Source organism: Sphingomonas zeicaulis (assembly GCF_050433225.1).
Classification (GTDB): domain Bacteria; phylum Pseudomonadota; class Alphaproteobacteria; order Sphingomonadales; family Sphingomonadaceae; genus Sphingomonas_D; species Sphingomonas_D zeicaulis.
This window is the reverse complement of sequence record NZ_JBNPXQ010000001.1, coordinates 1,179,650-1,199,369: the sequence shown is the minus strand read 5'-3', so window position 1 is coordinate 1,199,369 and position 19,720 is coordinate 1,179,650. Positions and strand designations below refer to the sequence as shown.

Genomic DNA, 19,720 nt, shown 5'->3' with positions numbered 1-19,720 from the left:
GCACCATGGACCGCCCGTGAACGAGCCGCCCATACCAACCCCTTTCAGTATGATCCGGCCGCTCTCCGTTCACCGACGGCCCAACAGGTCAGCAGGATCCCGATCAGTGCGGGCAAGGTGACCGCCGGGAAATCGCGGGCAAGCGCGGAGGCACCGCAGATCCCGACCGCGACCTCCCAGAAGTGAAACAGCGCGTGCGCGCAAAGCCACAAGGTCGCGCCGCCCCACAGCACGACGCGCGCCGCAGGCCTAACGATGCCGGCAAGGAAGGCCGCGCCGAGAAACATGAAGATGATGCCGATGTCGCGGATGAAGTGCTGGTTGAACGGGCCGGTGGTGGTCACACCGGGCACCGCAAAATACCAGTCCGCAGGGGCGATCAGCATGAAGATGCCGTTGACCACCGACAATGTGCCGAGAAGGCCGGCGAGCAGCAGGCAAGTCTGTCTGAGCATCGTCGATACTCCCTCAGGCGCGGGGCTGCGGGGGCGGCACATTGGCGAGCCACCAATCGAAGCCGGTTTCGCCTGCATGTGCACCTGGCGCCGGCATCAGCGATGCATCGTCGAGCAGTACGCCGAAGTAGGGCGCTGCCGGATCGGCGACAACTCGCCGCGGATCCTCGTCGAAGGCGAGAGTGCGGGCCACGAGTTCGTCCAGAAAGAAGGGTTCGGGACCGGACACCTCGACGATACCGTTCACCGGCTCCGCCAGCGCGGCCTCCGCGACCGCCGCCGCCACATCCTGCGCCGCCATCGGCTGGAACCGCGCATGCGGCAGGCGCACGATATCGCCTTCGGTGGCCGAGGCCGCGATGCCGCGCACGAACTCGAAGAACTGGGTGGCATGCAGCAGGGTGTAGGGAATGCCCGCGCCCGCGATCAGCTTTTCCTGCGCCAGCTTCGCGCGGAAGTAGCCGCTGTCCTGCAGCCGATCCGTGCCGACCACCGATAAAGCGACATGGTGGCCAACGCCCGCTGCCCGCTCTGCCGCCGCGATGTTCTGCCCCGCAGTCTGAAAGAAGCGCATCGCCGCCTCATCTTCAAACGATGGCGAGTTGGAGACGTCGACGACGACCGCCGCGCCCTCCAGCGCCTCGGCGAGCCCCGCGCCGGTGATCGTGTCGACCCCGGTGTTGGGAGCGGCGGCAATCACCTCATGCCCCCGGGCCCTGAGCAACGCGACGGTCTTCGACCCGATCAGGCCGGTGCCGCCAATCACGACGATCTTCATCATCCTATCCTCTGCTTAAGATATCCGCAGGCGCGCGCTGCCCCGCGACGACGAGCAGCATCGTCGAAAGCGTTCGGCGGCGGCATTGTACCGGAAGCCATGCGAGGTTCGACGAAAGGCAAGGCAACCTCTCCCTGAGGTCAGGGTACGCATCAGGCGACGGGCAGCACGAACCGGAAGCGTGCGCCGCCATCGGGATGGTTGGCAGCACCGATCGCGCCGCCATGCGCGGTGATGATCGACTGGCAGATCGCCAGCCCGATGCCCATCCCCTCATCCTTGGTGGTGAAGAAGCTGGAGAAGATCCGATCGAGATGCTCAGGCGCGATGCCGGGTCCGCTGTCATGGATCGCAAAGGCCACCCCACCCGCCGGATCCAATGCGGTGCTGAGGTCGATCCGCCCCTTCTTCCCCACTGCCTGAACGGCGTTGAGGATCAGGTTGACGATCACCTGCTGCAATTGCACGCGATCGCCGAATATGTTCGGCAGGCCGCTGCCAAGGCGCATCGCCAGATCTATGGCGCGCGATTCCAGTTCATGCCGCACGAACACCAGCGCCTCGAACACGACGATGTTGAGTTCCAGCGGTTCGCGCTCGGGCGCGCGCGGTGCTGCCATCGCCCGCACCCGCTTCACGATGTCGCTGGCGTGACGCGCGCTTTCGGCGATGCGCGCGGTCAACTGCATCACCTTGGCAAGATTAGGATCGTCACGCGCCAGCCAGCGCAGGCTGGTTTCGGCATTGGTGACGATCGCCGCGAGCGGCTGGTTGACCTCATGCGCTATGGAGGTTGCCAGTTCGCCCAGCATCGAGATTCGCGCCGCGCGCGAATAATCCGCCTGGAGCTGCCGATACTGCACCTCGGTGCGCAACCGGTCGGTGATGTCGTCGAGGCTCAGCATCGACACGTCGAGCCGCTCGGGTGGGGTCGGGTAGGTCACGGTCAGTTCCACGTCCCGTAACCGACCGTCGAACGTCCGCAGCTTCATCACCTCGGTATAGCTGCGCTCACCGTCGAAATGCGCCTTGATCACACGCTTGGCGGTTTCGGGCGAAGCGGCGAAGACGAAGTCGACCGGACCGATCACCTGATCGACCGAAGCAACGCCCAGCACCTGCAGCGCCTTCAGATTGGCATCCGTCACGCGCACGATGTCACGCGACTCAAGCGCGACTTCGGGCGCGGTGGCAAGGAACGCGCCGATGTCGGTCACGCCGCGGCAGCGCAGCGCCTCGAAGATCGGCGCCATCGCGGTGGCATCGACCTGCAGCAGCGCCCAGGGCAGATGGTGAATCAGGCTGCGATAGCGCTGCTCCGATGCGCGCACCGACCAGAAGGAGCGATCGTCCGCAGGACAGCCGCCGAGCGAGGCGACAAGCATGTCGGGTCGTGCCGGATTGCCGGAGACGGTGAGCGTCGCGTCGTCGAACAGCGATGTGGAAATGCGGCGCGACGCCATCCGGCCAGCGACGGCGGCGACCACCAGCTCGGCAAGATCGCGCCAGCCTTCGGAAGGCCAGTAGGCAGTTACCGGTTGGCCCAGCATCCGCCAGCGCGCGCCGATCGGCCCCAGCGCGTGCATCGCATTCTGATCGGCATCGGCGATGCGCACTGCGGCGAGCAGTGCAGATGCCCAGTCCACCGGCCGGGCGCCATCATCGGCGGCGGCGATAAGTGCATGCGCCTTCGAAATGTCCAGCGCCCACCAAGCGGTGCCATCCCCATCGACTTGGCGCAGCCGGTCGCGGCCGGGATCGACGGCCCCCGCGGGCACGGCATCGATGAGGAACCGATAGGACTCAGTCATGTTGAGGCGCCCGGCTTCTCCGTGCCCCGAAGCACGGCGCGGAGCGAAACGAACAATGCATCGTCGGAGAAGGGCTTGGTGAACCAGGCCGTGGCGCCGGCCGCCATTGCCCGCGCGCGCGCTGCCTCGTCCTGCAGCGACGTGATGACGATGACCGGCAGCGTCGATCCGCGCTGTCGCAGGCGTCGCACCAGCTCGATCCCGTCCATCTCCGGCATCCTCACATCGGTGATCAGGCAGGCGAAACGGTCTGGCGCCGGGTCGTTCAGGAAATCGATCGCACCTCTGAATGTCTCCGCGGCATAGGCTTCGACCAGCAGCAGGTCCGACAGCGCCTCACGAACGGCTTCATCATCATCCACGATCGCGATCAGGGGCGGTGTCGACACGCGGTAGGCCCTTATCGAAATGGCCGGTGCGGCCACCCCGCGATGTCGCCGAAACCTGTTGGTTTCGTAACCATCCCATGGTCTAGGTCACCAGATCGCGCAGCTCCTCAGGCAGCAGATCCCAGGCGCGGATAAGTTCGCCGACCGACGTGGCCTGCATCTTGCGCATCACGCTGCTGCGATGAAGCTTCACGGTCACTTCCGAGATACCGAGATCGAACGCGATCTGCTTGTTGAGTCGGCCATTAGCGACATGGCGCAGCACCTGGCGCTCCCGCGCGGTGAGCGTGGCGTGACGATCGGTCTGCTGGCGCTTCACCCGCGCGCCGGCGCGATAGGCCATGTCGCGCTCGATACCGGTCATCACCGCATCGAGCAGCGACTGATCGCGCACCGGCTTGGTGAGGAAGTCGATCGCGCCGGCCTTCATCGCCTGAACGCTCATCGGAATGTCGCCATGGCCGGTCAGGAAGACGATCGGCCAGGCCTTGCCCGACGAAGCGAGGTGCTGCTGCAGATCGAGCCCGCTCGATCCCGGCATCCGCACGTCGAGGACGAGGCAGCAGGGGCGATCGGGAATGTCGCGCTCGAGCAGTTCGCGCGGCGAAGCGAAGCCGATCGCCTCGAGACCGACCGAGTCCATCAATTCCATGAGGGCGCTGCGGACGGCGGCATCATCGTCGACGATCAGCACCAGTGGTGCGTCATGCCCTTTCGCCGGCCGGCACTGGGCGAGATCGCTGGCGCGCGGCGGCGTCGGGCGCGCAAGCGGAGGGCTCATCTGCAATCCGAGGCTCATCCTGTGCTCTCCCAGTGATCGCGACAGCGGATGCTGGATATTTTCATGAGGCATCGCGGAACAAAATCCCAAGATCAGTTATTCGGCACCTCCCCGATCGGGGGAGCGCGGTTCGAGGCGGATCACCCGGCGGCCATAGCGGTGGGCATCCACCGAAAACGCCCCCGGGCCGAGCAGCGCGAGCGCCCCCGCCCCCATCGCTGCGGCAAGCGGCAGCAGGATCGTCTCTCCGGCGACCATCGAAAGATCGGCGGCGAGCGTACCCACCAGCAGCAAGGCCACCGCGCGCGTGCCGAAGCCGGCAACGAACGCGAGCGCCATCACCGTCGCCGGCATGGCCACCAACCAGCCATGCGTGCCCGTGGGCAGGATCCGCGCCAATGCCGGAAAGGCCATCAGCGCACAGGAAAACCGCATCAGCAGCGCCGCGGCGCCAGGCGCGCCATCCGGATAACGTATGATCAGCTTCGCCACGGCAAGCCGATAGCATCCGCTGGCTGTCGGGCCAGCCTTCGTTGCGGCTATGTCTCTATCCCCCATTCGGGGGTAGCATCGATCCCCGCTCCCGCGGAATGGGAGCGCATTGGAATGATGCTGTGGGGAAGGGCCAGCGTGGCTTGCTGACGGGAATGATGCGGCTGATCGGGATCCCGCTTGCCCTGGCGCTGCTGATGCGGTCGCCAGCGGTCGAGGCCGATCCGGGCCGGCGGCTGGCGCATTATGTCCATTATCGCTGGACCGGCGGCGACGAAGTGCCCGCGCCCGTGCTCGGCATGGCGCAGGGGCGTGATGGCTTCCTCTGGCTCGCCACCGCCGAGGGCCTGTTCCGCTTCGACGGCATCAGCTTCGAAGCGATCCGCGCGGGCACCGCCGCCGGCAGCGAGGATCCACCCAGCACGGTGATGGTCGCGCGCAATGGCGATGTCTGGGTGGCGCTGCGACGCTCGCATCGCTTCCTCGTCTATCGCGGCGGGCGCCTGCGCGCGCCCGCGCCGGCCGCCCCCGAGTGGATCATCGAGCTTGCCGAGGCCCGTGACGGCGCAGTGTGGGCGCTGACCGCCAGCCACAGTGCGGAGGTGCTCCGCGTGGCCGATGGCCGCTGGCAACGCTTCGGCCCGGCGCAGGGCGTGCCCCACGATGACGCGCTGAGCCTCCTCGTCGCGCCTGACGGCGCTATCTGGGTCTCCCTGTGCAATTCGATCATCCGCATGGCGCCGGGAGCCCCGCGTTTTTCGCTGGTGCGCGAAACGCCGCGCGCCAATGGCCGGCTGTCGCTCGACCCCGAGGGGCGCGTGTGGATCTCCGAGCGGGGCGGCAGCTATGCGCTTACCGGCACCGGCGGCCGCGGCGCACCCGACCGGCCGGGCAGGCCCTATGCCACCGACGATGCGCAGATCCGCGGCGCGCCGATGTTCGATCGCAGCGGCAATCTGTGGCTGGCGACGCGCTATGCCGGGCTCCAACGCGTCGCCGCTGGCGCCACGCCCGGCACCGCGCCTGAGCTTTTCCGCACCAGCGACGGTCTCTCGTCCGATGTCACCAACCGGCTGCTGGAGGATCGCGAAGGCAATATATGGATCGGCACCGAAAAGGGGCTGGACCGGCTGCGCGCATCGACACTGCGCTTCGAGCCGCGCCTCACCGCCCCCGCCGCCTTCGGCGACAAGTTGATGGTAGCGCGCGACGGCAGCGTCTATGTCGGCCAGGCCCGTGCGCTCTACCGCATCCGCCCCGGCGGCGATCCGGAGGCGATCCTCACCGGAATCCGGGAGCCCCAGAGCCTGTGCGAAGCGCCCGACGGCGCGATCTGGGTGGGGTTCGGCACCGACATCCTCATCCTCGACGGCGGCCGGGTTCGCCGCACCATCCCGCGCCCCGAAGTCCGCAGCATCATCTATGATTGCGCGTTCGACGCGGCGGGCGATTTCTGGATCTCGGCTGCCGCCGGCGGCCTCCACCGTTACCGCCAAGGCCATTGGGAGCGTATGTACGGCGCCACCCACGTCGATGGCTTCACCCCGATGACATTGGTGCGCGATTCCGCAGGCCGCCTTGTGGTGCAATGGTCTTTCGGGGAACTTGCCTGGCTCGACGGCACGACGCCCAGGCTGCGCCCGATCGATTTCGGTAATGCCGAACGCGATGCGGTGACACTGCACGCGGGCCGCTCCGGCGATATCTACGTCGCCGGCGCCTTCGGCATCAGCCGTTTCCACAACGGTCGCATCGAACGCCGCGCCGCACGCCCTGCGTCGGACAACAGCCGCATCAACGGCATGGTCCAGACGCCCGATGGCGACACCTGGCTGGCCTATCCCCGCGCACTGGTGCGGATGCGGTCGGCGGACTTCGCTCGTGCGCTCGCCGAGCCGGCCTTTAATCCACCGGTCCTCGCGCTGGGTGCTGCGGAAGGGCTGGTCAGCCGCCCGCATTCCAAAAGCCAGCTCGCGCTGGTGCAGGGCGGCGACGGGCGACTGTGGCTCGCCACCGAAACCGGCACGATGTGGATGGACCCGCATCATATCGTGCGCAACGCCCTGCCCCCGCCCGTCGCGATCAAGTCTATCGTGGCGGACGGGCGGATGTTTCGCGATCCGGCGTCGGTGTTGCTGGCAGCAGGCACGTCGAGCATCGAGATCGACTTTGCGGCGCTGAGCTTTGCCGATCCGCGGCAGGTCGGCGTGCGCTATCGGCTCGACGGCTTCGACCGGGGCTGGCTCGATCCGGGGGCGCGGCGGCAGGCCTTCTACACCAACCTGCCGCCCGGCCAGTATCGCTTCCGCGTCATCGCGGCGAACGAGGCGGGCATCTGGAACCGCGAGGGCGCCGCGGTGGCGTTCGAGATCCCGCCCACCTTCCTTCAATCCCGCTGGTTCATCGCCGCCTGCGCGCTGGCGTTGCTGCTGCTCGGCTGGCTTCTCTATCGGCTGCGGCTGGCACAGGTGGCCGGCCGCATTCGCAGCCGGCTGGAAGAAAGGCTCGGCGAGCGCGAACGGATCGCGCGCGAACTGCATGACACGCTGCTGCAGAGCGTGCAGGGGCTCGTGCTACGCTTCCAGTCGGTCGCCAACCGGATGCCGGCGGAGGGCGAGGCGCGCGCGCACCTCGAATCCGCGCTGCGGCGCGCCGACGACGTCATCACCGAGGGCCGCAATCGCGTGCAGGATCTGCGTGTGAGCGACGGATCGAGCGACCTGCCCGGGCTGCTGAAGGAGCGTGCGGAGGCCGCCGGTTTCGACGGCACCGTACATGTCCGCATCGTAGTGGAAGGGCGGCCGCGCCCGGTGCATCCGCTGGTCTCGGTCGAGCTCGGCCGCATCGCCGACGAAGCGCTGTTCAACATCGTTCGCCATGCCCGGGCCAGCGCGGTGGAGATCACCATCCGCTTCTCCCGCCGCGAACTGGGCCTCGAAGTCTGCGACGATGGCATCGGCATGCCCGCGCACATTTGCGATGCCGGGCACAAGCCAGGGCATTTCGGCCTCGTCGGCATGCAGGAACGCGCGCAGCGCATCGGCGGCACCTTCTCGATCGAAAGCAAGCCCGGCATGGGCGCGGCGGTGACGATCACCTTGCCCGCCCGCCTCGCCTTTGCCGACCACCGGCCGCGCCGGCGATTGCTGCCGCGCCTCTTCTTCCGACACAGGGACGCTGACCATGGCTGATCCGGCCGCACCACCGATCCGCATCCTCCTTGTCGATGACCATCCGATGCTGCGCGAAGGCGTGATCGCGATCGTCGAGGATCGCACCGACATGATCGTCGCCGGCGAGGCGCGCAACGGCCTTGAGGCGATCGAGCAGTTCGCCGCGCTGCATCCGGACGTGACGTTGATGGATCTGCAGATGCCGGTGATGAACGGGCTGGAAGCGCTCATGGCGATCCGCGCCGATCATCCCGATGCGCGCATCCTGGTCCTCACCACTTATGCCGGCGACGTGCAGGCCGTGCGCGCGCTCAGGGCCGGTGCCACCGGCTATCTGCTGAAGAGCAGCCTCAGGACCGAACTGATCGAAGCGATCCACGACGTTCATCGTGGCCGGCGCCACATCCATGGCGACGTCGCCGCCGAAATCGCGCTGCACATCACCGATGACGCGCTGACCGAGCGCGAGGCGGCGGTATTGCGGCTGGTGGCGGTGGGCAAGGCCAACAAGGAGGTGGCCCGTGCGCTCGGCCTTTCCGAGGAGACGGTGAAGGCGCATCTGAAGAATATCTTCGCCAAACTGGACGTGGCCGATCGGACGCACGCGGTGACCGTTGCTGTGCGACGCGGGATCATCGAGCTATGAGTGCGCCGATGGCGTGAATCATACCATCGTCTGGGTTTTCCCCGCCGGGGAGCGGATTCACTCTGCAAGTCGAATGGGCCATGCCCCGCATCAGCCCATCAGGAGACCATCAATGGCACCGCCGATCCGCATCCTTCTCCAGACCACGATCCCGCCCATCGAGGATGACTGGCATATCGGCCGCTTCTCGATGCTGCGCGATCATCTTGCCGGGCTGACCGACGAGGATGGCGCGCCGCTCTACGCGGTCACCGCGCGTGACCGGGCGCCGCCGGGCACGCCCGATCCGGTGCTGTCGCAAATCGACACCAGCGATTTCGACCAGTTGTGGCTGTTCGCGGTCGATACCGGCGACGGGCTGCATGCCGATGATTGCGCCGCGATCGGTCGCTTCAGGCAACGCGGCGGCGGGCTGCTGGCAACGCGCGACCATATGGACCTGGGCAGTTCGCTTTGCACGCTGGGCGGCGTGGGCGAGGCGCATTTCTTCCACAGCCGCAATCTCGACCCCGATCCCGCCCGGCGTGTGATCGACGATCGCGAGACGGGATATATCCTGTGGCCCAATTATCATTCGGGTGCCAATGGCGACTATCAGGACATCGAACCTGTCGATCCGCCGCACGTGCTGCTGAGCGATCCCGGCGCGGTAGACGGGTTGATCCATTATCTGCCCGCGCATCCGCACGAGGGCGCGGTCGGCGCACCGCTCAACGATCCTTCAGCGCGGGTAATCGCCACAGGCACCAGCAAGGTGACCGGTCGCCGCTTCAACATCGCGGTGGCGTTCGAACCGACGACGGAGACCGGCCCTGCGCTCGCCGAATCCACTTTCCACCATTTCGTCGACTATAATTGGGATCCGGCCGCCGGCTGCCCCAGCTTCGTCAGCGAGGCGCCGGGATCGGAGATTGCGGAGTCACCGGACGCGCAGCGTGCGGTCCGCCGTTATGTCCACAATCTCGCGCAGTGGCTTTCCGGACGGCCTGTCGAGGACAGCCGCGAGCGGCTCGACCGCGAGCGCGACGAGGCGCTGGAAGACAGCTTCCCGGCAAGCGATCCGCCCGCGATCCCCTGAGCCACCATGTCAGGAATAGGAGCGGTTCAGGGGTGCGGATCCCACCCCGCCCCGCCGTTCCAGCCGGCGAATATCTCGGCCCGCGTGTCGAGCCCGGAAAGGTCGATGCGCGTTCCCCCCACCGGCGACCGCCGGCTGAGGTCAAGCGGACGGCCGGTGGGACCGGTGCTGCGCCATTCACGCCACCCTGCCATGGCTGATGGCAGAACGCCGGGCATCGGCTGTTCGAGCCAGCCGACCGGCGCAATGTGCGGCCCCATCCGCGTGCCGATATAGGCGATGTTGTCGCAATTGACGGTGCGGTTGCCCTGCGGTGCGCCCTCGGGCCGTTCGAGGCAGTGGCCATCGCGCGGCTTGAACCCGCCCGAGCGCGCGAGGAAGGTGCTGCGATCGGGCACGCCAGGCCCTGCGGTCAGCCGTGAATTCAGTACGACGAAGCCAGGATAACCCGCGACGGCGCGGGCCTGGAAGATGTAGCCGCCGGATCCTGGTGTCACCGTGTCGGCGAGCGTCCTGATCTCGCTGTCCTCGATCAACACGGCGTAGGGCGTGCCCCAGATGAAATCGACATCGCCAGCGATCAGGCTGCGATGGATCCACACCCAGCCCTTCAGCAACAGCGTGTCCTGCGCGCTTTCGAAGCTCATGTCGGTGGCTATCAGCCGTGATCCACGGGGCGAGGTCGAGTTGAAATGCAGCGTCTCGGCCTGGCCGCCGAGCACTGGCGCTTTGATATGGCGGTTGCGCAAGGTGAACCCGGTGAGGCGGATCTGGTCGGCATCCTCGATCAGGAACAATGACCGCCCGCCGCCGAGCCGCAGGCGGGTGCCCAGCACGCCATCCTTGCCGACCGGGCTGTAGCGGGTGTCGGGCGCCGCGCGACCTTCGCCGATGCCGGGGTTCATCAGGTCATAATTGTCGGCCGAAACCTCGGTCCGCGCCCTGCCCTCGCCTGCGATCGTCAGCCGGTCGACGCCGGTGAGGTAGAGCTGTCCATCATAGCGCCCGGGACGCAAGGCGATGCGCTTGTCCTGCGCCCCAGCGGCGCAGGTGCGGCAGCCGGTGGCCATGACATGATCGAGCGCGCCCTGCAGCGTGCGGAAGTCCGCCTCGCCATCATCGTCTACGGTCAGGCGGGTGGCATCGCGAGGGGCGGCGCGGGTGCGGAAGCGCCATTGCCCGGCAGAAATGCCGGTGAACGGCTTTCCCTCTGTCGCGCCCTCGATCGTGCCCGGATCAATGGTGACATAATAAGTGCCGCCGAACCGCAGCGCGCCGTCGCGAAGCTTGATCACCGCGCGGTCGCCGACGATCGAGACCGGCCGGTACCAGGTGAAGCGCCAGCGCGTCAGCCCCGGCACGCCCGCACCGAGCTTGTCGATCTCCATATTGCGGCGATCAAGCAGGCGCTGGGTCTCGCCGCCTGCATCGACCGCGGTCGTGCCGAGATCGAGATCGTCGACCAGCACTCCCGCGGCGGTGAAGACGCGGATATGCCCGCCCTCCCCAAGCCGCGGCGGTGCGTCGAAGCGGATTTCCAACAATGTATCGCTGTGGACGTCCGCCGACCCGGGGGCCGGCAGCATCACTTCGCTCGCAAGCGCGGGCGCGGCGTTCAGTGCTGCGGCGAGCAGCAGGGTCAGTGCGATCCTCATCGAGCGAGCGGCACCGCATCGGGCTGGCTTTCGAACAGCAGCCCGCGCATTTCCGGCACTGCCCGCACCAGCGCTGTGGTCACCAACCGCGCATAATGATCCGCCCCGGCACGGCCGAGATGGGTACGATCGAAGGAGAGCTTGCGCTGCGCGAAGGGCGTATCGTTGACCTCGGTCGCGGCATTGGGCGGTGCGGTGCCCTCGGCCGGCTTGGGCAGTTGCGCCAGCCGGTCCGCCCACGCCTCTCCCTTCGCGTCCAGCTCGGCGACGCTCAGCGCGTTGAAATCGAGCAAGGGCGCGCCGGTTTCCGCCGCTACCTTGCGCGTTGCTTCCGCCCACGGCGCCAGATCATTGTCGATGCGGCCATCCTTGTAGATGCGTCGGCTGAGCGGCGTGACGAGGATCGGGATCGCTCCCGCTCCACGCACCTCGGCCACGTAGCGCCTGAGATTAGCGGGGAATTCGGTGGCGAGATCGGTCGAGCGGCCGGGTTTGCCGGGCTGGTCGTTATGGCCGAACTGGATCAGCACCCAAGTCTTCACGAAACCCGGCGCGCGCATCTCGGCGAGCGCGAGATCCCAGGAACCTTCGGCACGATAGCTGCCCGAAGAGCGGCCGCCGCGCGCAAGGTTTACACAGGCGACGAAGGAACTGACATGCTCGCCGCAGAAGCTGCCGCCCCAGCCGCCGCTGACCGCGGTGGTGGAATCGCCGACGAGGATGATCTTCGAGGCGCGGATCGGGGTCGGGGTTGGTGGCTGTGCGAAAGCGGGCGCCGCGACCAGCGCCAGGGTAAGAAGCAAATTCCGCATCAGGCTGTCATTCCCCCTTCGAACGGCTGGGTAGCGAAAGGCTGGTCGCGCATGAAGCGTAAATGGCCCTTGGCGTCGAAACCGACCCGCGCCAGCCCCGGCATCTCACGGAACGGTGATGGCGATCCGTTGCCGAAAAAGGTCACCCACCATTGCCCCTGATGGTCGCGGAAGAAATTGCCGCCGCCGCAATCCGGCATTTCATGCCGCTCGCGATAGGGGCCGGTGATCCTCTCCGCAATCCACATGGCGAAGGAATAGCGATCCTCATAACGGTCGACGACGCCCAGATAATAGCGCCCGTCGCGCTTGAACAAGGTCGCACCTTCATAGCCGAAATGCTTGTAGCCGTTGGCGGTGCATTGATCGCGATGATGCGTGGGATCGAGATCCCAGCCATCGGCACTCAACGGCTGCCACGACCCGGCAATGCCGGACAGATCATCCTTCAGCCGCACGATCGTGTCGGCGGAACCGGCGGTCAGCCACACCGATCCGTCCTCGTCCTCGAACAAGGTTGAATCGATCCCCTTCCCCACCGGCTTGTCGGGCGAGAAGGCGTGGATATAGGGGCCTTCGGGCCGGCCGCTGGTCGATTTCAGGACGGCAAGGCCGGCGCGGCTCATCGAATGGCAGATCAGCCAGTTGCCGCGGATGTAGTGGATCTCGGGGGCCCACAGCGCCCGGAACGGCACGCCCTTGCGCATTCGCCAGTGCCGTTCCCAAACGCCGTCGCGCTCGATCGACCAGACGAGGCCGCGATACTCCCAGGCGGAAAGGTCGCGGGAGCGCCACAGTTCGACGCCGTCATTGGCGGCCCAGATATTATCGCCGGTGGAGCCGGTCATATAGTACCAGCCATCCGGCCCCGGCTGAATGATCGTGTCGCGGATATGGACGTGATGGATCGGCCGCAATGCGGGCAGCACGCCCTGCTTCACCGCCGTCGCCGCTGTCGCGTCCCCCCATGGCACGGTAGGGTAACGCGGCGTCTCCGGCCCCGCATAGCGTACGTCGGGAAGCCCCGAGACCCAGCCCTGGCCGATGCTCGCCGCCGTCGCCGCGCGGCCTGGGCCGCTCAACCCCGAATAGGGCCAGTAGCCGGCGGGTGGCGGACCGACGAGGCGGCCGCTGTCGTCGCCCGGTGGCAGCGGCTGGCCCGCCAGCGGCGCGGCGCCATAGGTTTCGGCCGCGAACGCGCGATCGCCGCCGGCGCCCAGCGCGCCGAGGGCAAGGCCGCCGACCAGGATATGGCGGCGCGAGAGCGCCGCATCCTGGCCGGCGCAGTGTGCCGGGTGGAGAGAAGGGATGGTCATCACCGCGGTGATCCTGGGATCAGGCATCGTTCAGAACCTCACCCGCGCGCCGACGCGGTAGATCGGGCCCGAACTGGCATATTGGGACACCGCGTTCTGCCCCGCATAGGCATAGCGGTCGCTGGTCTGGTTGGTGAGGTTGAGCGCCTCGGCGCTGACCGAGAACCATTCGGTGACCTTGAAGCTGGTCGAGGCATCGAGGTTCAAGGTCGAGCGGCTATAGACGAAATCGTTGATCAGCGGGCTGCCGCAATAGCTGGGCTGAGTGTTGGGGCTTGCCGGCGTCGGCGGCACGAGGCCCGGCGCGCAGGAACCCGCCGCGATCGGATAGGTGGTGCTGTAGCCGGTACGCCATGCCGCGGAGACGCGTGCGCGGAACCGCTCGGTTTCATAATAGAGCGTCGCGTTGACTGCCTTGGGCGAGACGCCGAGGAACGGCCCCTTACCGATCGTCGCGGGGATCGTCCGCGTGCCCGGATCGAGGATATAGTTGAGGCGGGACTTGATGTAGGTGCCGTTCACCTGGATGCCGAAATTCTTGAGGAAGCCCGGCAGGAAGGTGAGATCCTGCTGGTAGCTTGCCTCGATGCCGCGCAGCCAGCCGCCCGGCGCGTCGCGGAACTGGCGCGCGAGGAACGGGAAATTGCCGTCGATATAGGCCTGCTGCTGCGGGTTGGTGAACTGCGCGCGGATCGCTGCGATCGTCTCCGCATCGGCGAATTCCGAGAGGTTCGCTTCATAGAGCACCGTCTGCGGGAAGCTGCTGATCTCCTTCGAGAAGCCCGCGATGGAGATCAGCCCGCCCGGCGCGAAATACCATTCGGCGCTGACATCGAAATTGGTCGACCGGAACGGGTTGAGCTTAGGGTTGCCGATCGTCAGCGTGCCGCCCGTCGTGTTGCCGTCGTTGGGTACGCTGATCGACTGGATGGTCGGTGAAAGATTGCCGAGCAGCGGCCGCGCCATCACCTTCGAGACCGCGAAGCGCAGGATGAGGTTATCGAGCGGTTCGTAGTTCACGTTCACCGAGGGCAGATAGTCGGTATATTTGTTGGTGCCGCGGATCGGGCGGCCCGCCTGCGTCTCGCCAAAGGAATCGACCTCGGTCACCGCGATGCGCGTGCCGGCATTGCCGCGTAACGGCGCACCGAACAATTCGGTCTGGAAATCAACCTGGAAATAGTAACCGGTGTCAGTCTCATTGACACCAAAACTGGTCGTGCGATTGCGCAGATTGGTGATCCGCCAGTCGCCCCACTTGTTGACGCAGTTGCAGGTGAAATCGAGGATCTGGTTGAATTTCTCGATGCTCGGCACGACGAATTCGGTGACGGTGCCGTCGGGCACGCTCAGCCCCTGGCCGAACTGCACCTTCTCCGCCAGTGCACCCGCGGTCGTGCCCATTTCCTTCAACGTCGGGTTGAGCAAATCGTTGACGCGTTCGAACTGGTTGGTCTCGAAGCCATATTCGCGGCGATTGAAACCGGCCTTCAGGGCGAACTGATCGTTGACGTTCCATTCGAGATCGATCTTGCCGCCATCATAGGTGTTCTTGGCAAGCCGAGTGTAATGGCGGATCGCCGAGAAGCCCTTCACCGTATCCCAATTGTTCGGATCGGCGGCGTCGAAGCCGAAATCGATCTTGGGCATCGATCCGCCATCGCGCTCGTCATAGACGAACAGCCCCTGGCTATCCATGCGGTTGAACTCAACGAGCAGCCCACGCGAATTGTTGGTCGATCGCGACTGGCCGTAGAGCAGGTTGACACGGAAATTGTCGGTGAATTCGTGCGTCAGGTTGATATTGCCCTGCCGAAACTTGGTCACATAATCATTCTGGTCCTGCGCCGATCGGAAATCGACATTCTGCAGCACCAGATAATCGGCAAAGCCATTGGTGACGTTGGATTCCAGCACGCGCACCGCCGGGCGGCCGATCAAATTGCCACGGAAGGCGAGCCGATTGGCGGACGGGATGTAGCCCACCGAATTGGGGTTGTTGTAATAGTCGTAGGGATCGAGGTTGTTCGGGTTGACGCTGAAGATGTTGGCATTGCCCGGGTTGGTCGACCCCGGCACCACCGCCGCCGATCCAAGCACGGAGGGCACGACGTTGCCGTTCTGGTCGAGCGCGGTCGAAAAGGCAGGGGTGGTGCCGTAAAGCTGCTGGCCGCAATCGACCGGCGCGTTCAGATCGTCACCCGCCACCGGCGCGCAGAGGCCGGGATAAAGCCCGCGCGCAGCGGTGGGGCTCAAATTGTTGCCCGCGGTGTTGAGCGTCGCATTGGTGTTGTTGCGGTTGAGCCCCACCGACGAGATCTGGTTGTAGGTGCTGACATTGTGGAAGCGCGAATAGACGCCGTCGATCGTCAGGCGCGTGCGCGGGCCGATCTGCCACTGATAGGCCGCAGTCAGGCCGAGGCGATCATTCTTGACGTTCTGCTGTTCGAGCGCGCCGAGCGCGGGAATGCGGACCTGCGAGTCATCGAACCGCCCCGGCGTGTTATAGGGCGCACCGGGATAAAGATTGGCATAGGCCTGCGGGTTGGAGCCTGAGAGCAACGCCGCGATTTCCGGATTGGTGATCGCCGATCCGAAATTGGTGCCGGCCGGCGCGGCAAAGCCGGCGCGCTGCGGCCCTTCGCTGCCCGCCCAATCGGCGCCACGATAGAGATAGTCGGCCGAGCCGACGCCGCGGCGATACTGGTCGATCTCGTTGACCGACTTGCTGTAGGCACCCGAAATCAACAGCCCCATGCTGTCATCGAGGAAGCGCTTGGAGACGAGCCCGGCGATGCGCGGCGACCATTTCTTGCTGTTCTTCTGGTAACTGCCCTCGGTCGACAGCGCGAGCGCGCCCTTCTTATAGTCGAAGGGCTTGCCGGTGATCAGGTCGATCGTCGCGCCAAGCGAGCCTTCGTCGGTTTCGGCCGACGGTGTCTTCTGCACCTTCAATGCACTGAACAACTCGGATGCGAAGGTATTATAGTCGAAGGACCGGCTGCGGTTGGGGCTGGTGCCGGCGTCGTTCGAGCCCGCGGTCGCCAGCGCCTCCAGCCCGTTGAGGCGAGTGCGGTTGAAGTCGCCGCCCAGGCCGCGCACCGTGATGGTGCGCCCCTCGCCATTGTCGCGGTCGATCGACACGCCCGGCAGGCGCTGCAGCGATTCCGCCAGGTTGGTGTCGGGAAAATCCGCGATATCCTCGGCGGTGATCGCATCGACCTGGACGATCGCCTCGCGCTTGATGTTGAGCGAGTTGCGCAACGAAGCGCGATAGCCGGTAACGACGATATCCTCCACCGTGGCTTCGTCGAGCGGCGCGCCGGCGCCATCGGTTTCGCTCTGCGGCGCGGCAGCGGCTGCCGCCGTGCCGGCATCCGCCCTTGGCTGCCCCGGCGCCACATCCTGAGCCATCGCCTGTTGCGCCGCACTGATCAGCGCCAACGCTGAAATCCCTTGGCAAATCGCACGCACATTCGCTCGATCGGTCATCCTTGCCTCCCTCCGTTCCGGGCATGGCTCCGCCTCCGATATAGTAACCGGTGTCAAAGCCGTCGCCTTCTTGGTCCTGTAGGCCGCCCCCGGCGCACAGGTCGTCCGCGGCTGCGCGCCGCTCAATTCTTGGTTAAAACCATGGCGATCCGGATCGGACGCACGACGTCGCCTGCGCCGGTGAGGCGCATGACACTGATCCTTACTGTCACCGAGACGATAGCACGCTATCTCATCGGTGACGGATCTATCAGATTATGATAGCGCTCTCACAATCGAGCGAATGACTGCATCTTTCATTCAGCCTCCTCTCCCGCTGACCTCACTTCACAGGGCTGCTCTGTCGCCGCCTTCTTCGGTTACCGGTGTCATGTCATGACCGACATATGATGTAGTGTCAAGGCCCACAATATGACTTCACTTGCTGTTGGTTTCGACTGAGCGCAGATCTCTGATCAACTTGCCGCGATTATTAACGGCTACTCGTTTGCGACGCAGCACTTGGCTCCGGATCATAACGAATCCGCACCAACTCGAAAACCGAGCATGCCAACGCGATTTCTTATGTGCAAGTCTTTTTCATATATGACGGATAGATGGCGGCTTTGGTCAGGCAAACCGGCTGAAATCCGGCGCTCTTCGTTCGGCGAAGGCGGTGAACGCCTCGCGTGCCTCGTCCGTCCGCAGGCGAGCGTCGAACTGCTCGTTCTCGGCTTCCATCTGCGCGGCTACCGGGCCTGCATCGCGCATCAGGCGTTTGGTCGCGATCACCGCACCCAGCGGCTGGCCGGCAAGTCGCTCGGCAAGGGATGCGGCCGTCGGCAACAGGTCAGCGGTCGGCACCAGCCGATTCGCCAGCCCCCAGGCCAGCGCGTCTCGCGCCGAAACCGGCTCACCCAGCGCGAACATCGCGAAGGCGCGGGCGTGACCGATGCGTGCGGGCAGCAACAGGCTGGAAGCCGCCTCGGGCACCAGCGCGAGGTTGACGAAGGGCGTCGTCAGCACCGCATCCTCAGCCAGCACGACGAGATCGCAGTGGAGCAGCATCGTGGTGCCGACGCCGACCGCCCTGCCCTGCACCGCCGCGATCAACGGCTTAGCGTTGCCTGCCAGCGCCTTGAGGAACCGGCCGACATGCGGACCCGGCACGCCGCCGGCGGCCACCTTGGCGAACTCGCCGACATCATTGCCCGCGGTGAACATGTCGCCCTCGCCGCGCAGCAGGATCACCCGGGCGGAGGCATCGTCCTGCGCATGTTCGATGGCATCGGCAAGTGCGCCATACATCGCGTCGGTGAGCGCATTTTTCTTGTCGGGCCGGTTCATCACAAGCGTCAGCACGCCGTTCGAAATGCTGGTCATGATCGCATCGGTCATCGTTCACTCTCCCGCGGGCGCGTCGGTCGTTGGTCCGCCGAGCGCACCTTTGCCCCGATCTCGTCAATGTTTTGCGGCGTTCGTCAACTGCGCCACCGATCATAGGCGGCAAACAGACGCACCGGGCTGGTCGTGAACCAGCTATAGCCGTTGCGGCGCTCAACGCTGATCTCGTTGACATCGTCGTGGATCGACTTGTCGCGATCGCCGAAGATCGGTTGCCCGGTCCGCAGATCATAGATCCGCGCCCAAAGTGGTCCGGCCCCCGGCGACGGTACGAGGCGGCGCCCTTCGGTACCCGCCGGCCGCTTCGTCCACTCCACGTCGTGCAGCGCATGCGCCCGCAGCCACGCGACGCCCCCCTCCACCGCCGCGACCATCTCGGGCGAGCGATCCGGTTGGCGCATCAGGAACAGCAGCAGGTCGACGCTTTCGTCGGAGGCGAGCGACGCGGGCTCGAAATTGCGCGCACCCACCGGTTCCAACGTCAGCGCATCATGCTGCTGGCCCCACAAGGTGCGCTTGCCGTCGATCACGACCTGCGTCCTGATCACAAGCGCGACGGCGCGACCGACTGCGGCGCGCGCCTCGGCCGCGACATCGGCCGGCACCGCAGCATAATCGCCCTGCCGCGCCCCGGCATCGGCGAGCAGGTTCGCGGCCTGCTGCAACGCTCCGTCATTATAGGTCAACGCGTCATGATAGCCGCCCTGCAACGGGAACACCTGCGGCCAGCCGCCATTGGGGAATTGCGCGGTCAGCAAATAGCGCAGCCCCTTGAGCAACGCCGCGCGGTAGGGCGCCCCATCCTTGCCGGGCAGATTGGCCTGCACCCGCGCAAGGAAGCGGAGCTCGTTGATCGTCGCATTATTGTCGATCGTGCCGACATAGCGCCAGACCTGGTCGGCGGACTTGATATCCTCCTGCGCATAGGCGGGCAGCTTTTCGATCGGCACATAATTCTGACCGCGCAGCCGCGGCGGCCCGGCGCGATCCTGGTTCTTGCCCCAGCCGCCTGCCGGCGTCTGGAAGCTCAGCACGGTGTCGGCCACGCGACGCGCCTCTGGCCCGGCATACCAGGCCGCCGGCCGATCCATCGGCGTGCCTGCGCCGCCGCCCGGGCCCGATGGCGGGCCTTCCGGCGCGGCAATGCCCTTGCGCTCTTCCGCCAGCGCGGCCTTGTCCGCCGCCATCAGCGCCTGCGACCGCGTGAGATAGGCACGCCATGCCGATCGCTCCGCTGCAGGCAGCTGCGCGATCCGCGCCGCGCTGATCGACTCGGCCACGGTCATATGGCCAATGACCTTCGCGGCGGCGGGCTGCGCGATGAGGGTAACCGCTATCATCGCTGAAAAGGGCGAGAGGCGCATGGGATCCGATCTCCTAAACAATCCGTGCCGGGTGTGCGCCGTGGCGTTTTCTCTCCGCGATCGGGAAGCGCCTGCGCGGTCGCGTCGCGGAAAAC

At 66.0% G+C, this 19,720-nt stretch carries 15 protein-coding genes; 3 read left to right on the top strand and 12 right to left on the bottom strand.

From position 1 onward, the window contains the following. Positions 1–44: 44 nt before the first annotated feature. From FHS96_RS05690 to FHS96_RS05665, 6 genes are all read right to left on the bottom strand, one after another. Positions 45–455: a hypothetical protein gene (locus FHS96_RS05690; RefSeq protein WP_429588515.1), complete on the bottom strand. Its 411-nt coding sequence runs from the start codon at positions 453–455 to the stop codon at positions 45–47. Between the two features lie 13 nt (positions 456–468). Next, positions 469–1,233, bottom strand: coding sequence for an SDR family oxidoreductase (locus FHS96_RS05685; RefSeq protein WP_429588514.1), 765 nt, complete (start codon positions 1,231–1,233; stop codon positions 469–471). A gap of 152 nt (positions 1,234–1,385) precedes the next feature. Then, positions 1,386–3,044, bottom strand: coding sequence for a sensor histidine kinase (locus tag FHS96_RS05680; RefSeq protein WP_429588513.1), 1,659 nt, complete (start codon positions 3,042–3,044; stop codon positions 1,386–1,388). Beyond that, positions 3,041–3,433, bottom strand: a complete 393-nt coding sequence (locus FHS96_RS05675; RefSeq protein ID WP_429588512.1) for a response regulator transcription factor — start codon at positions 3,431–3,433, stop codon at positions 3,041–3,043. Before FHS96_RS05675 ends, FHS96_RS05680 begins: the two co-directional genes overlap by 4 nt. An 82-nt stretch (positions 3,434–3,515) precedes the next feature. Next, complete coding sequence (locus tag FHS96_RS05670) at positions 3,516–4,214, bottom strand: response regulator transcription factor (protein WP_429588511.1); 699 nt, start codon at positions 4,212–4,214, stop codon at positions 3,516–3,518. A gap of 96 nt (positions 4,215–4,310) precedes the next feature. Further along, positions 4,311–4,706 (bottom strand): hypothetical protein, encoded by a 396-nt coding sequence (locus FHS96_RS05665; RefSeq protein WP_429588510.1) that lies wholly within the window; start codon positions 4,704–4,706, stop codon positions 4,311–4,313. Between the two features lie 122 nt (positions 4,707–4,828). Here FHS96_RS05665 and FHS96_RS05660 point away from each other — a divergent pair, with 122 nt between their 5' ends. The 3 genes from FHS96_RS05660 (at position 4,829) to FHS96_RS05650 (ending at position 9,603) form a co-directional block, all read left to right on the top strand. Beyond that, a complete protein-coding gene (locus FHS96_RS05660; RefSeq protein ID WP_429588509.1) occupies positions 4,829–7,897 on the top strand; it encodes a sensor histidine kinase in 3,069 nt (1,022 codons plus the stop codon). Next, positions 7,890–8,525 (top strand): response regulator, encoded by a 636-nt coding sequence (locus FHS96_RS05655; protein ID WP_429588508.1) that lies wholly within the window; start codon positions 7,890–7,892, stop codon positions 8,523–8,525. Before FHS96_RS05660 ends, FHS96_RS05655 begins: the two co-directional genes overlap by 8 nt. Positions 8,526–8,637: 112 nt before the next feature. After that, positions 8,638–9,603: a hypothetical protein gene (locus FHS96_RS05650; protein ID WP_429588507.1), complete on the top strand. Its 966-nt coding sequence runs from the start codon at positions 8,638–8,640 to the stop codon at positions 9,601–9,603. Positions 9,604–9,629: 26 nt separating this feature from the next. Here FHS96_RS05650 and FHS96_RS05645 read toward each other — a convergent pair whose 3' ends face one another. The 6 genes from FHS96_RS05645 to pelA form a co-directional block, all read right to left on the bottom strand. Next, positions 9,630–11,258 carry a pectinesterase gene (locus FHS96_RS05645; RefSeq protein ID WP_429588506.1) on the bottom strand — a complete coding sequence of 543 codons (1,629 nt, stop codon included), beginning with the start codon at positions 11,256–11,258 and terminating at the stop codon, positions 9,630–9,632. Beyond that, positions 11,255–12,070 carry a rhamnogalacturonan acetylesterase gene (locus FHS96_RS05640; protein WP_429588505.1) on the bottom strand — a complete coding sequence of 272 codons (816 nt, stop codon included), beginning with the start codon at positions 12,068–12,070 and terminating at the stop codon, positions 11,255–11,257. Before FHS96_RS05640 ends, FHS96_RS05645 begins: the two co-directional genes overlap by 4 nt. After that, positions 12,070–13,386, bottom strand: a complete 1,317-nt coding sequence (locus FHS96_RS05635) for a family 43 glycosylhydrolase (protein ID WP_429588504.1) — start codon at positions 13,384–13,386, stop codon at positions 12,070–12,072. Before FHS96_RS05635 ends, FHS96_RS05640 begins: the two co-directional genes overlap by 1 nt. A gap of 30 nt (positions 13,387–13,416) precedes the next feature. Then, complete coding sequence (locus FHS96_RS05630; protein ID WP_429588503.1) at positions 13,417–16,830, bottom strand: TonB-dependent receptor domain-containing protein; 3,414 nt, start codon at positions 16,828–16,830, stop codon at positions 13,417–13,419. 657 nt (positions 16,831–17,487) lie between these two features. Continuing rightward, positions 17,488–18,255: an enoyl-CoA hydratase gene (locus FHS96_RS05625; protein ID WP_429588502.1), complete on the bottom strand. Its 768-nt coding sequence runs from the start codon at positions 18,253–18,255 to the stop codon at positions 17,488–17,490. 83 nt (positions 18,256–18,338) lie between these two features. Further along, complete coding sequence (pelA, locus tag FHS96_RS05620) at positions 18,339–19,625, bottom strand: pectate lyase (RefSeq protein ID WP_429588501.1); 1,287 nt, start codon at positions 19,623–19,625, stop codon at positions 18,339–18,341. Positions 19,626–19,720 lie beyond the last annotated feature (95 nt).

Bases quoted from the DNA above. Each gene is read 5' to 3' on its own strand.
- FHS96_RS05690 (WP_429588515.1), bottom strand. From the start codon at position 455: ATGCTCAGACAGACTTGCCTGCTGCTCGCCGGCCTTCTCGGCACATTG.
- FHS96_RS05685 (WP_429588514.1), bottom strand. From the start codon at position 1,233: ATGAAGATCGTCGTGATTGGCGGCACCGGCCTGATCGGGTCGAAGACC.
- FHS96_RS05680 (WP_429588513.1), bottom strand. From the start codon at position 3,044: ATGACTGAGTCCTATCGGTTCCTCATCGATGCCGTGCCCGCGGGGGCC.
- FHS96_RS05670 (WP_429588511.1), bottom strand. From the start codon at position 4,214: ATGAGCCCTCCGCTTGCGCGCCCGACGCCGCCGCGCGCCAGCGATCTC.
- FHS96_RS05655 (WP_429588508.1), top strand. From the start codon at position 7,890: ATGGCTGATCCGGCCGCACCACCGATCCGCATCCTCCTTGTCGATGAC.
- FHS96_RS05650 (WP_429588507.1), top strand. From the start codon at position 8,638: ATGGCACCGCCGATCCGCATCCTTCTCCAGACCACGATCCCGCCCATC.
- FHS96_RS05645 (WP_429588506.1), bottom strand. From the start codon at position 11,258: ATGAGGATCGCACTGACCCTGCTGCTCGCCGCAGCACTGAACGCCGCG.
- FHS96_RS05640 (WP_429588505.1), bottom strand. From the start codon at position 12,070: ATGCGGAATTTGCTTCTTACCCTGGCGCTGGTCGCGGCGCCCGCTTTC.
- FHS96_RS05635 (WP_429588504.1), bottom strand. From the start codon at position 13,386: ATGACCATCCCTTCTCTCCACCCGGCACACTGCGCCGGCCAGGATGCG.
- FHS96_RS05625 (WP_429588502.1), bottom strand. From the start codon at position 18,255: ATGACCGATGCGATCATGACCAGCATTTCGAACGGCGTGCTGACGCTT.
- pelA (WP_429588501.1), bottom strand. From the start codon at position 19,625: ATGCGCCTCTCGCCCTTTTCAGCGATGATAGCGGTTACCCTCATCGCG.